The sequence below is a fragment of the Rhizobium sp. 'Codium 1' genome, from assembly GCF_020889605.1.
Taxonomy (GTDB): domain Bacteria; phylum Pseudomonadota; class Alphaproteobacteria; order Rhizobiales; family Rhizobiaceae; genus Allorhizobium; species Allorhizobium algae.
This window is the reverse complement of sequence record NZ_JAJGPW010000002.1, coordinates 438,957-452,055: the sequence shown is the minus strand read 5'-3', so window position 1 is coordinate 452,055 and position 13,099 is coordinate 438,957. Positions and strand designations below refer to the sequence as shown.

General features: G+C 60.7%; 9 protein-coding genes, 1 other RNA gene and 1 pseudogene. 4 read left to right on the top strand and 7 right to left on the bottom strand.

Annotation, left to right across the window (positions count from 1 at the left end; translation table 11 throughout):
* Nucleotides 1-9 precede the first annotated feature (9 nt).
* The 4 genes from LJE98_RS07340 to tkt all read right to left on the bottom strand — a co-directional run bounded on the left by LJE98_RS07340 (nucleotide 10) and on the right by tkt (nucleotide 7,029).
* The gene (locus tag LJE98_RS07340; protein WP_229574510.1) at nucleotides 10-1,839 is read right to left on the bottom strand and encodes a potassium/proton antiporter; all 1,830 of its coding nucleotides are present in this window, start codon (nucleotides 1,837-1,839) and stop codon (nucleotides 10-12) included.
* Nucleotides 1,840-2,055: 216 nt separating this feature from the next.
* Nucleotides 2,056-3,714: a BCCT family transporter gene (locus LJE98_RS07335; protein WP_229574509.1), complete on the bottom strand. Its 1,659-nt coding sequence runs from the start codon at nucleotides 3,712-3,714 to the stop codon at nucleotides 2,056-2,058.
* 247 nt (nucleotides 3,715-3,961) lie between these two features.
* Nucleotides 3,962-4,972 carry a type I glyceraldehyde-3-phosphate dehydrogenase gene (gap, locus tag LJE98_RS07330; protein ID WP_229574508.1) on the bottom strand — a complete coding sequence of 337 codons (1,011 nt, stop codon included), beginning with the start codon at nucleotides 4,970-4,972 and terminating at the stop codon, nucleotides 3,962-3,964.
* Between the two features lie 74 nt (nucleotides 4,973-5,046).
* Nucleotides 5,047-7,029, bottom strand: coding sequence for a transketolase (gene tkt, locus LJE98_RS07325; RefSeq protein ID WP_229574507.1), 1,983 nt, complete (start codon nucleotides 7,027-7,029; stop codon nucleotides 5,047-5,049).
* A 342-nt stretch (nucleotides 7,030-7,371) separates the two neighbouring features.
* On the opposite strand from tkt, the gene LJE98_RS07320 reads away from it, so the two are divergent.
* The 3 genes from LJE98_RS07320 (at nucleotide 7,372) to ssrS (ending at nucleotide 8,308) form a co-directional block, all read left to right on the top strand.
* Nucleotides 7,372-7,644, top strand: coding sequence for a DUF4164 domain-containing protein (locus tag LJE98_RS07320; protein WP_229574506.1), 273 nt, complete (start codon nucleotides 7,372-7,374; stop codon nucleotides 7,642-7,644).
* 70 nt (nucleotides 7,645-7,714) lie between these two features.
* Nucleotides 7,715-8,095 carry a cell division protein ZapA gene (locus LJE98_RS07315; protein ID WP_229574505.1) on the top strand — a complete coding sequence of 127 codons (381 nt, stop codon included), beginning with the start codon at nucleotides 7,715-7,717 and terminating at the stop codon, nucleotides 8,093-8,095.
* 54 nt (nucleotides 8,096-8,149) lie between these two features.
* A non-coding RNA gene (gene ssrS, locus LJE98_RS07310) (6S RNA) lies at nucleotides 8,150-8,308 on the top strand.
* Between the two features lie 103 nt (nucleotides 8,309-8,411).
* Here ssrS and LJE98_RS07305 read toward each other — a convergent pair.
* The 3 genes and pseudogenes from LJE98_RS07305 to LJE98_RS07295 all read right to left on the bottom strand — a co-directional run.
* A pseudogene (locus LJE98_RS07305) lies at nucleotides 8,412-8,868 on the bottom strand (transposase); the annotation flags it as partial.
* A 94-nt stretch (nucleotides 8,869-8,962) separates the two neighbouring features.
* A complete protein-coding gene (locus LJE98_RS07300; RefSeq protein WP_229574504.1) occupies nucleotides 8,963-10,066 on the bottom strand; it encodes a hypothetical protein in 1,104 nt (367 codons plus the stop codon).
* 264 nt (nucleotides 10,067-10,330) lie between these two features.
* The gene (locus LJE98_RS07295; protein ID WP_229574503.1) at nucleotides 10,331-12,343 is read right to left on the bottom strand and encodes a methyl-accepting chemotaxis protein; all 2,013 of its coding nucleotides are present in this window, start codon (nucleotides 12,341-12,343) and stop codon (nucleotides 10,331-10,333) included.
* A gap of 166 nt (nucleotides 12,344-12,509) precedes the next feature.
* Between LJE98_RS07295 and LJE98_RS07290 the strand changes: the two genes are divergently transcribed.
* A complete protein-coding gene (locus LJE98_RS07290; protein WP_229574502.1) occupies nucleotides 12,510-13,091 on the top strand; it encodes a 5-formyltetrahydrofolate cyclo-ligase in 582 nt (193 codons plus the stop codon).
* Nucleotides 13,092-13,099 lie beyond the last annotated feature (8 nt).

Here is a 13,099-nt window from a genome sequence, read left to right as displayed (position 1 = left end):
CGCGCCGCCTCATTTTTCGCCGGTCTGCTGCGAGCTGATCGCGGCCCGTTTGCGACGCAGGTGGTCGCGCAGCGCATTGGCGAGTTCGCGGATATTCAGGAAGATCGGCCATGTCGTGGCTGGCTCTACCGGCTCCATCGAAACGCCGACGGAGGCGATGTGACCATGTTCGTCTATGTCGCGAACGATGAGCACGATCGTGCCGAGGCGGACGCGATCGGCATAGTCTGGACGACCGCCGACGCGCTGCGTGATCAGGTCGGCGACTGTCTTGCCGCGTTCGCTGTCAGAGATCGAGAGTGGGCCATAGGCCTCATCGATGTCGCGGACATGGCTTGAGGGCGAGATGGCGAACGTGCCGAAGAATTCCCCGTCATCCTCCGCGACCGGTGCCTCCGTGGCAAAGAGGCGGTCGAGCAGCTTGGAATAGCTCGGCGCGATGAACAGGTAGACCTGGTCGTTCTCACGCAGGCGTCCGGCATACTGGTAGCGCATCGACTTGCCGTCGCGAATGACCAGCGACGGCATGGCCCAGCGCGGGATGCGCTCTCCACGCAGCACGGGACTGCCCGCGACCACGCGGTAGGCGAGGAGTTCGTGGTTCGCCGTGCCCGGAAGGTCGAGTTCGACCTTGTCGATCGCGCCGATGCGCCGCGGGATGATCAGGCCGAGGCGCTTGGCAAGCGGCTTGATGGTCCAGCCCTGAAGCACGAGCGAGATCATCACCACGATGAATGCCGTGTTGAAGAAGGTCCCGCCATTTTCCATCTTGCCCACGACCGGCACGATGCCGAGCAGGATCGACACGGCCCCGCGCAGACCGACCCAGGCGATGAAGCCGGTTTCGCGCTGGGTGAAGTCGAAGGGCAGGAGGCAGAGCCAGACGGCAATCGGACGCGCGACGAAGACGAGGAACAGGGCAAGCAGGACGGCCGGGAACAGGATTTCCGGAAATTGCGACGGTGTCGCGAGAAGCCCGAGCACCAGAAACATGATGATCTGGGCGAGCCAAGTCATGCCATCCTGGAAACGCTTGATCGCGACCGTTGCAGGCAGCTTGCGAGATCCAGCGTAGATGCCCGCGACATAGACCGCGAGGAAGCCGCTGCCGCCGATCATTCCGGTAAACGAGAAGATCATCAGGGCGAGCGCCAGCATGAAGATCGGGGCGAGGCCCTGCTCGATATGCAATCGGCGCAGAATCAGGGCGATCGATGCGCCACCGGCGAGGCCGAGGATGAGGCCAATCCCCATCTGCTCGACGAAGAGCCTGAGCAATTCGAGCGAGAGCCCCTCCGATCCACCGCCACCGGCGATGAGTTCGACGAGGGCGATGGCAAGGAAGATCGCCATCGGGTCGTTGGTGCCGGATTCGACTTCCAGGGTGGAGCGCACCCGGTCACGGATGTTGATGCCGCCGATGCGCAGCAGGAAGAAGACGGCTGCGGCGTCCGTCGAGGCAAGAATGGCGCCGAGCAGAAAGCCTTCCAGATAGCTGAAGCCGAACAGGATATGGGCGGCGAGGCCGAGAAGGAATGTCGTAAGCAGCACGCCGAATGTGGCGAGTGTCAGCGCCGGCGCTGCCGACAGACGGAAGGACTGCAGGGACGTGCCGTAGCCGGAATCAAAGAGGACGACTGCAAGAGCAAGCGAACCGACGACATAGGCGAGGGGAAAATTGGAGAATTCGATCCCCAGACCATCGACACCCGCGCCAAGTCCGATCGTGAGGAAGAGAAGAAGGAGGGGCGCGCCGAAGCGAAAGGCGATCAGGCTCGAAAAGGCGGCCAGAAAGACCAGGGCCGTTGCAACCAGCGTGACCGCGTAGAACTCACTCAACCCTGTCCCCCTTTCCCGATGCCGGCCGAGCGGCAACACCCACCACTGTCTAGCGCGGCCATCAAGGTGTCAAACCGATGGTCGCCGTTTCTCATCCCGAGACGGGCAGATTTTCAGACAGGACATGGTGTGCTTGCCGAACGGCCTGAAGGAAATGGAACAAGATCATGATGATTGTGGGGCGAATTTAAAATCTTTAATCCGCCCCACAAAACTTTATCTGGGCTCGGAGAGAAGGCCCTTGATCAGCGCATAACTCGCGCCAAGAAGCACGATGGCGAAGGGGAGACCCGTGGAAACCGCCATGGCCTGGAGGGCGACGAGGCCACCGCCGAGCAGGAGTGCGACGGCAACGAGGCCTTCGAAGCTCGCCCAGAAGACGCGCTGCGGAACCGGAGCATTCACCTTGCCACCGGCAGCGATGGTGTCGATCACCAGCGAGCCCGAATCGGACGACGTCACGAAGAAGACGACGACGAGGATGATGCCGATGAAGGAGGTCACCGACGTGATCGGCAGATGGGCCAGCATTTCGAAGAGCTGGAGTTCCAGAGCCGCATCCTGGACGCTGGTCAGACCATCATTGACAACCTGGCTGATCGCCGTGCCGCCGAGTGCCGTCATCCAGAGGACGGAGACAAGCGAAGGGACAAGCAGGACAGCCGTCAGGAGGCCACGAACCGTTCGGCCACGGCTGACGCGGGCGATGAACATGCCGACAAAGGGCGACCAGCTGATCCACCAGGCCCAGTAGAAGGCCGTCCAGCCCTGAGCAAAGTTGGTGTCTTCGCGGCCGAACGGGTTGGAGAGCGCCGGCAGGTAGGTCGCGTAGGCGGACAGGTTCAGGAAAAAGCCCTTGGCGATCTGCATGGTCGGGCCGACGGCAACAATGAAGACAAGCAGCAAAGCCGCGAGGCCGAGATTGACTTCCGAGAGCAGCTTCACACCCTTGTCGACGCCCGCCACCACAGAGGCGATGGCGATACCCGTGATCGCCAGTACGAGCAGGATCATCGTGGTTTGCGTGGCCGGAATGCCGAAGAGGAATTCAAGGCCGGCGCTCGCTTGCTGGGCACCGATGCCGAGCGAGGTGGACAGGCCGAAGATGGTCGCGAAGACCGCGAGGATGTCGATGACATGGCCCGGCCAGCCCCAGACCCGTTCGCCGAAGATCGGATAGAAGATCGAACGCAGGGTGAGTGGCAGTCCCTTGTTGAAGGAGAAGAGTGCCAGCGCAAGCGCGACCACGGCATAGATCGCCCAGGGGTGCAGGCCCCAATGGAAGATGGTGGCAGCCATGGCGAGACGACGTGCGGCTTCCGGATCGCCGGCTGCGCCGCCGAGCGGTGACCAGTCCGTGCGCAGGCCATCTTCGAAGACGGGGCCGCCGAGGGCTGCCGTGAAGTGGCCCATGGGCTCCGACACGCCGTAGAACATCAGGCCAATGCCCATGCCGGCGGCAAACAGCATCGAGAACCAGGAGAGGCTGCTGTAGTCCGGACGCGCATCCGGGCCGCCGAGACGGATCCGCCCGAGCGGGGACAGGATCAAACCGATGCAGACGAGCACCAGGATGTTGCCGGTGAGCAGGAAGAACCAGTCGAGATTGCCTGTCAGGAAGGCGCGCACGCCGGTGAAAACGGGCTCCAGCGTGGTCTGAAATGCCAGCGTCAGGAAGGTGAAGAGCACGATTGCGATTGCCGACACGCTGAAGACGATATTGTGAATATCGAGTTCGAAAACGAAGCGGCGGCGGAAATTGATGTTGTCCTGACCGATCTCATAGGTCGTGTCGATGATCTCGGTCCGCCCTTCGGGCGCCGGTATCGCGTCTTCGGCGACGGCTGTTGGGGTCTCGGTCGGTGTGAGAGCCAATGTTCTGGTATCCTTTCGATATGAGACGGGGCAATCAGGCCCCGGGGTGGCGCAGTGATGCACCAGATGGGTAGCGCGGGCTTGTCGAAAAAAGCCGCATTTGCGCCACAATTTGGAGAGGCAACTTGCGAGCGGTCCAATTGTTCCCGATCGGAACAAATTATTTCGCGATCGCGGCGATCCCCAAAAACGAAAAAAGGCGGGCCAATACTGGCCCGCCTTCATGCGAGACGACGTCCGTGTCTTATCAGATGAGTTTGGCCAGTGCCACCGCGGTGTCCGACATGCGGTTGGAGAAGCCCCACTCGTTGTCGTACCAGGTCAGGATACGAACGAAGTTGCCTTCGAGCACCTTGGTCTGATCGAGAGCGAAGATCGACGAGTGGCTGTCATGGTTGAAGTCGCGGGAAACCAGCGGCTCGTCGGTGTAACCCAGGATGCCCTTCAGTGCGCCGTCCGAGGCAGCGATGATGGCATCGTTGATTTCCTGAACCGTGGTGTTCCGCTTGGCGACAAACTTGAAATCGACGACCGAAACATTGGGCGTCGGGACGCGGATCGAGGTGCCGTCGAGCTTGCCCTTGAGGTGGGGCAGGACCAGGCCAACAGCCTTGGCGGCACCCGTCGAGGTTGGGATCATGGACAGGGCTGCCGCGCGGGCGCGATAGAGATCCTTGTGCATGGTATCGAGCGTCGGCTGGTCACCCGTGTAGGAATGGATCGTGGTCATGAAGCCGTGGTCGATGCCGACGGCGTCGTCCAGCGTCTTGACGACAGGAACCAGGCAGTTCGTCGTGCAGGATGCATTGGAGATGACCAGATGGTCCTTGGTCAGATGCTTGTCATTGACGCCGAAGACGACGGTCAGGTCGGCGCCGTCGGCCGGTGCCGAGACGATGACGCGCTTGGCGCCTGCCTGAAGATGCAGAGCTGCCTTGTCACGCGAGGTGAAGATGCCGGTGCATTCCATGGCGATGTCGACGCCGAGTTCCTTGTGCGGAAGCGTGGCCGGATCCTTGATCGCGGTGACCTTGATCGGCTTGCCGCCGCCGACGATGATCGTGTCGCCTTCGACCTTGACCGTGGCCGGAAACTTGCCGTGGATCGAGTCGTAACGCAGCAGATGCGCGTTGGTCTCGACCGGGCCGAGATCGTTGATCGCAACGACTTCGATGTCGGTGCGGCCGGATTCGACGATGGCGCGGAGAACGTTACGTCCGATACGGCCGAAGCCGTTAATGGCAACTTTCACAGTCATGGGTGCACTCCCGATTGAATATTGAGCTCTTGGGCAATGTCAGGGCGCCTCAGGAGCGCCCTGGCGGGATGGTGTCAGGCAAGCTTGGCTTCGGCGGCTGCAACGACGGCGTCCGCCGTGATGCCGAAGTGCTTGTAGAGTTCCTTGGCCGGCCCCGAGGCGCCGAAGGACTTCATGCCGATGAAGGTGCCGGTGGAGCCGATGATCGCGTCCCAGCCCTGGCGGATGCCGGCTTCGACGGCGATCTTGACCGGCGCATTGCCGATGATCGCTTCCTGGTAGGCGGCATCCTGTTCGAAGAAGAGTTCGAAGCAGGGGACGGAAACGACGCGGGCCGAAATGCCCTTGGCTTCCAGCTGCTGCTGGGCCTTCATCGCGATTTCCACTTCCGAACCCGAGGCGAAGATCGAAACCTGGGCGTCGCTGGCCGAGATCAGCTCGTATGCGCCCTGGGCGCAGAGGTTGCGTTCTTCATATTCTGTGCGGGCCGGGATCAGGTTCTGGCGCGTGAGCGCAAGACCCGAGGGACGATCCTTGGTTTCCAGCGCGACCTGCCAGCATTCCACTGTTTCCGTGGCATCCGCCGGACGGAACATCATCAGGTTCGGGATGGCGCGCAGGGCGGCCATGTGCTCGACCGGCTGGTGGGTCGGGCCGTCCTCGCCGAGACCGATGGAATCATGGGTCAGGACGTGGATGACGCGAATGCCCATCAGGGCAGCGAGGCGGATCGACGGACGGCAATAGTCCGAGAAGATCAGGAAGCCGCCTGAATAGGGGATCAGGCCGCCATGCAGCGCAATCCCGTTCATGGCAGCTGCCATGCCGTGCTCGCGGATGCCGTAGTGAATGTAGCGGCCGGAGAAATCGGTCGGGGTGATCGACTTGGTCTGGCTGGTCTTGGTGTTGTTCGAGCCGGTCAGGTCGGCCGAGCCGCCGAGCGTCTCGGTGACCACACCGTTGATGACTTCCAGCGCGTCTTCCGAAGCCTTGCGGGTCGCAACGGTCGGCTTGGTTTCGGCGAGCTTCCTCTTGTAAGCGTCGACGGCACCGGCCAGCGTGCCCGGCAGTTCACCGGCAAAGCGGCGGTTGAATTCGGCGCGCTTTTCGGCATCGGCCTCAGCGAGGCGTGCTTCCCAGTCCTTGCGGGTCTTGGTCGAGCGCAGGCCGGCGAGGCGCCAGGCGTCGAGCACGTCCGCGGGGATGGAGAAGGCTTCCTCTTCCCAGCCGAGCGCCTTGCGGGTGGCGGCAATTTCGTCGGCGCCGAGCGGCGAACCGTGAACCTTGTGGGTGCCGGCCTTGTTCGGCGCGCCGAAGCCGATGACGGTCTTGGCGGCGATCATGGTCGGCTTGTCGGACTTCTTGGCGGTCTCGATGGCCGCGGCGATTGCTTCCGGATCGTGGCCGTCGATGGCAATCGTGTTCCAGTTGGCGGCGCGGAAACGGGCATGCTGGTCGGTCGAGTCGGCGAGAGAGATTGCGCCGTCGATCGAAATGCCATTGTCGTCCCAGAAGACGATAAGCTTGTTGAGCTTCAGGTGGCCGGCGAGCGTGATCGCTTCCTGGCTGATGCCTTCCATGAGGCAGCCGTCACCGGCGAGCGCGTAGGTATAGTGGTTCTGCAGGTCCGAGCCGAACTCGTCTTCGAGCTTCTTTTCGGCCAGCGCCATGCCGACGGCCGTGGCAATGCCCTGGCCAAGCGGACCGGTGGTCGTCTCGATGCCCGATGCGTGACCGTATTCGGGATGGCCGGCGGTCTTGGCGCCGAGCTGACGGAAGGACTTGATGTCCTCGATCGTCATGTCCTCATAGCCCGTGAGATAGAGGAGCGAGTAGATCAGCATCGAGCCATGGCCTGCCGACAGGACGAAACGGTCGCGGTCGGGCCAGAGCGGGTTCTTGGGGTCGAAGCTCAGATAGCGGGTGAAGAGAACAGTCGCGACATCGGCGCAGCCCATGGGCATGCCTGGATGGCCGGAATTGGCCTTTTCCACTGCATCCATGGCGAGGAAACGGATCGCATTCGCCATCCGCTGATGTTTTTCGGGAGAAATCATGGCTTTTCCGCTTGTTCCGGGGGCTTCGAGACGCGGCCCGCCGGGGAGGGCCGCCTGAACGGGGCTGATCCTTAGCAGGTGCATCGCGCAAGTCAACAAATGGCCCGGCTTCTGGCGTTTCCGGAGCCAAGAAATCATCGCTGTGCCTCATTCTTGTGCGAAAATGTGCCATGAGTTTCCGGGCGGCAATTTGTGTCAGTCTTCCACAGAATTGGCTTCTCTTGATGACTTGCACTTTATTGACGCGCGGCAAGGCCGGGGCTTACTGTCCCGGCTCAGATCATCGCGACAGCTACGACGATTCGTGTAGCGAACAGACGTCAGTGAAGCAGGGGCAAAATCATGCCGGCGGAAAATTCGGTGGATGCCGCGCTCACGGCGCTTCGCCAGGCTGTCGCCGGGTTGGAGAACGCCGTCGACATGCGCTTCGAGGCGGAACGCGAGAGTACGGAGATCGACGGCGAGGTCCGGCGGGTGCATGCTGATCGCTCGCGGCTCGCCCAAGAACTCGACCAGTCGGAATTTCGGGCCAACAGGCTCGAAGAGGTCAATCGCGAGGTGTCGCGTCGCCTGGTCACGGCCATGGAGACGATCCGGGCGGTGCTCGATCGCTGATCGCGGGCCGGATGGCCCCTGTTTGCTTAGGGCGCTGCGGCGCCACGCGTAGAAAAGAGTTGGAATGCCGATGGCGCAGGTCTCAGTCACGATTGACGGAAAAGCCTATCGCATGGCGTGCGAGGAAGGTCAGGAAGACCATCTGACCGAGCTTGCGGGTCAGTTCGACCGTTACGTCGGTCACCTAAAGGGACAGTTCGGCGAAATCGGCGATCTCAGGATTACCGTGATGGCCGGAATCATGGTCATGGACGAAATGGCCGAGATCAATCGACGCCTGGCCGCCGCCGAGGCAGAGCTCGCAAATCTGCGCGAAGGGCGAGACACCGTGTTATCAGGTGTCCATGACCGGGAGGAAGCCGTGGCCCATGCGATTGTCGATCTCGCGGACCGGCTGAATGGCATCACACGCAAGCTCACCCAACGGCCCGCACCCCAGCCTCAGGCCTGAGGACTATTTGCCAAGCCCACTGGCGCAGTGCGTGCGAAGCACCTATATCTGACATGCGATCTGCGCCTCACGACAGGAACCACAATCCCTGGGGCCATACTCGATCCAAAGGGAGCTGTCCCTGGCCGGGCCCGTGGGCTCGGACATACGGCGCCCACCTACGTTTGTAGGCACCCAGGATCGTAAACCTCCATCGGTTGCCGTGGATCGCACCTTTTGCTTACTGGTTTCCCGAAGTTTCGACTCTCGCATGGCATTTTCACCCCGACTTCTGCACCGGTATTAAACCTGACGGGTAGTGTAATTGGCCTGCCCCGCGGCCATACTGGAGAGCAAGCGCCGTGATGTCGGCGGTCAATGCCGCCTCGTCATCCGGGGTCTTGGCGAACTTGCGCTGCGTGGAACGATGCTGACCGAGAATCCGGCATGCCCGTCTTCGGACACTTTCAGTTCATCGATGACATGATCCACGCAAGCGCGACGACGGGCGGGGCTTAGAAGTTTCCCTTGGCGGCCTTGGCAAGGATCATCTTGGCCAGCGTGAGATCGGAAACGGCGCGCCGCAGCCGGGCATTCTCTGCCTAAAGTTCCTTCAAGCGCTTTACCTGATCGCCTTTCAGGCCACCGTTTTCTGCCCGCCAACGGTAATATGTAACTTCCGTAGCGCTTATCGACCGGATCGCCTCCGCCATCAATTTACCCCGCGCATTCAGCACGTCAACCTGACGAAGCTTCGTGACGATCTCTTCTGCCTTGTGTCTTTTCGCTGCCATTTCAATGTCCTTCTGAGGCTCGTAAGCCATACTTCATGAAGGATCACTTTTCAGGGGGCAGACCAGATTCCGACCTGAGTTTCTGCGTGCAGAACTATATAACCAAGTTCAAACGGTGAATGTCAAAGAATTCTTTGCAGGTCGCTCCGTATTGAAAATGAACTTTTTGCGTATCGGGATCGTACCAGTCAGCGGCAGAATACAGAGAAACGATCTTGGAAGTCAGTACTCCTTGGGTCTCTCGTGGCAGAGAGTATCCCGTAGAATATACTGCTGGGGGTGTTGCCGGAACATAATCTCGCCTGCAATCCAACAGGTCCATGTTCTGTGCCGCGAAACCGAACCCCATAAATACAATCTGACTTGCTCCCTCGATCGCGAGACGCATCTTTGAGATGATTTCGGGATCTCGAACGCTTTCCGACCAGGTGATGATGTTGTCTGCCATTGCGGGAAACTGTCGAGTGTCACCATAGGGAAACCGTTGCAGGTCTCCCAACCATCCGTACGGGTGGATGATGTTAATACTCTCAACTATCGATTTTGCTTCGGTCGCCGTCAGTCCGTGGAATCCCTGAGCTAATGCGTGCTCAAGATAATGTTCGATGCAACGATCATAGTTGAAGCATATGATTGTGATGTTGTTTCCAACTTCTGATACGTCATCGGCACGGATGCCGTTCATAAGAGCTTTTGCGAATCCCCAAATCCATGTGTTGGTGGCATCTCGCACATCAAACACGGAGCCTTCTTTGACCTTTAGAAGGCTTTTACTTTCAGCTGAAGAGATAGCATGCGCGATGTTCAACTTTCCTACTTCAGCAATCAAGGGGTCGCTTGTATAGCGGAATATGTACTCGTCGATGCTGTCGGCACTTTCTATCCCGTCGCGTATTTGCCATGAGGCCCGCAGCCTTGATTTGATCTTGTCGACGTTGTCCTCGGATTGGGTACTGAACATACGCACGTAGTGATTGAAAACGGCGCGCGATCCCGACTGGTATTCTCCCCACTGGTTGAGGACGATGTCGCAGTTTGCTTTGATTGTCTGTGTCAAATCCCATCCGATGGGCAGACCAAACTCGTGGCTTGCGCCCGCGCCTACTACGAAAACGGAATTGTCCTTGAACATCTGGTCGCTCACTTGAATCTTGTCGGAAACATAGCAGAGCAGTTGGCTTTGCACGACTTGCAGCATTCACCAATACAGAACTTCCCGCAGAATGTTTTGATTGAAAAGTTACACAAGCTGATACCGCTTCTCTTGTCGCGAGAGCAGAAACTTCATTTTAGTCAGTGATTAAAACGTGGGCTCGGACATACAGCGCCCACCTACGTTTGTAGGCACCCAGGATCGTAAACCTCCATCGGTTGCCGTGGATCGCACCCTTCTTCTTCGAGACGAAACGAAAAAGCCGCCGCGATCGCTCGCGACGGCTTTTCGTTGTTTCCAAGGCTGGGCTCAGAACTCTTCCCAATTGTCCTGCGAGGTCGCTGCAGCGGAACCGCCGCCGCCGAAGGCCTTGGCCAGGCTGCCGACCATCTTGCGTGCCGGAGAAGCGACCGGACGGGCCTGTGCGGGGGCTGCGGCCGGGCGTGGTGCTGCGGCGCGCGGAGCGGGGGCTGCCGGCTGATAGGCAGGGGTGTGGCTCGTGCCGCCGGCGATCCGGAACTGTGCGACAAAGGCGCCGAGATTGTGGGCGCTGTCGGCCAGGCGGTGAGTTACGGCAGTTGCCTCTTCCACCATGGCGGCGTTCTTCTGGGTGAACTGGTCCATGTGGTTGACCGAACCGTTGATCTCGTTCAGCGCGGTGGACTGTTCCCGCGCCGCAGACGCGATCGCCGTGATGTGGTCGTTGATGACGGCCACCTGGTTGGAAATCTCGCCGAGTGCCGTGCCGGTCTGCTGGACCAGAGACACGCCGCCGGCGACAGCTTCGCCCGACTTGTGGATCAGCGCCTTGATGTCCTTGGCAGCGTTTGCCGAACGCTGTGCGAGTTCGCGGACTTCCTGAGCGACGACGGCAAAGCCCTTGCCGGCTTCCCCGGCGCGGGCTGCCTCGACACCGGCATTCAGTGCCAGAAGGTTGGTCTGGAATGCGATCTCATCGATCACGTTGATGATCTTGGAAATCTCGCTCGAGGCCTGCTCGATGCGGCTCATCGCCTCGATTGCGTCAGACACGACCTTGCTGGAGGTTTCGGTGCTCTGGCGGGCCTTGGTCGCCATGGTGGCGGCTTCATCGGCCTTGGCGGAGGATCCGCGAACCGTGGAGGTGATCTCTTCCAGTGCGGCAGAGGTTTCTTCGAGCGAGGCTGCCTGCTGTTCCGTCCGCTTCGACAGGTCGTCGGTCGCAGAGCGCATCTCGGCAGAGCTTGCCTCGATGCCGGAGGTTTCACCGCGGATCTGCGAGAGCGTGCTGCTGAGCTTCTCGACAGAGGCGTTGAAGTCGACACGCAGGCGGTCGAGATTGCCGGCGAAGGTGCGGTCGATGCGCACGGTCAGGTCGCCGTCGCTCAGCTTGTTGAGGCCGTCTGCGAGACAGTCGACGGCATCCTGCACGGCGCGGGCGTCATCTGCCTTAGCAACTTCCCGTTCGGCGCGGTCCTTCTCACCCTGCGCAGCGGCCTCGGCAGCATCGCGCTCGATCTCGATCTTCTGGATGGCGCTTTCGCGGAAAACATTGATCGCCCGGGCGAGGGCGCCGATCTCGTTCTTCAGTTCCTGACCCGGGACCGAGGTCTCAAGCTGACCGGACGCCAGACGCTCGGCGACGGCGGTCAGGCGCGGCAGCGATCCGACGATGCGGCGGACGAGCAGGGCGATGAGCGTTGCTGCGATCAGGAGTACGATCAGCGCCGTGGTGCCGATCGCATAGGTCATTTCGGTCGCGATGCTGTTGATATCAGCCTTTCGGACGCCGGCGTAGAGAATGCCGAGCACATCACCTGCCGGCGAGAAGATCGGCTGATAGATCGTGAAATAAGGGGTTTCCAGGATGACGGCTTCGCCGCGATAGACCTGGCCCTTCACTGCGAAGGGATAGACGGCGCCGGTCTGGCCGAGTGCCGTGCCGACGGCGCGGTTGCCATCGGGCTTGATGATGTTCGTCGTGCGACGCCAGAAGTCCTTGCTCTCGGCATCCCAGGCGAAGATCGTCACGGTCTGGCCGGTCATCCGCCCGATGGTGTCGATCATGCCGTGTTCCGTGAATTCCGTCGGGATCGCTTCCATCACGATGCGCTGGACATTGCCGTCCTGGGCCCATGTAACCTGGGTGCCGGGCAGGTCCCGTTCGATGATCGTGGCGGCGGTACGAAGGCTCGCATCCTGGCCCGTGATGGCCTGCTCCTGGATGCGGGTCTGGATGCTGCCGGAGATGACCCACGCGACCGCGGCCAGTGACGCGACGAGGATCAAGACCGTCGTCGCAGTGATTGTTTTCGTGATGCCGAAGCGTGAGAAGAACTGCATGAAGAGATGCCCCTGGATCGTTGACTTGCACAAAAGTCTAGGGGAATTGGGTTAAGCCTTGGTTTTTTACGGGCATTTGAATCGGGTTTGATGAACGGCAAATTTGTATTTTTCATGCCTTGCCTCCCAAGAAATGGGGTGGCGATTGTCGAAGGAAGGCGCTCTGATGCTTGTGAAGCGAGAATTGAAGGCCGAAATCCGCAAGGCGCGACTGGCAGCTCGCGATGCCATTCCGGCGGAGCTCAGGCTGGAGCATAGCCTCGCCATGGCCGAATATGCGGGAGACACTCTCCCGGTCGAGCCGGGCCTCGTCGTGTCAGGCTTCTTCCCGATCCGGTCCGAGGCGGATATTCGCCCGCTGATGGCGCGGCTGAGGGCGCGCGGTGCACGCCTCTGTCTGCCTGTCGTCATGGACAAGCAGACGATCGTCTTCCGCGAACTCGTACCCGGTGCTGACCTTGTGGACACCGGCTTCGGCACGTGCGGCCCTGGGCCTGATGCGGCCGTTCTCGATCCCGACATGCTGCTCGTGCCGCTTTCGGCTTTCGACTCTTCCGGCAATCGGATCGGCTATGGCGCGGGCCATTACGATCGGGCGATCGCGCGTCTGAGGGAAAAAGGCCGGCATCCGCGATTGATCGGCATTGCATTCGACTGCCAGGAGGTGGCAGAAGTGCCCTTCGAGGCTCATGATGTCCGGCTGGAGGCCGTGCTGACTGAAAGCGGGCTGAAAACATTCACGGATTGATTGGACGA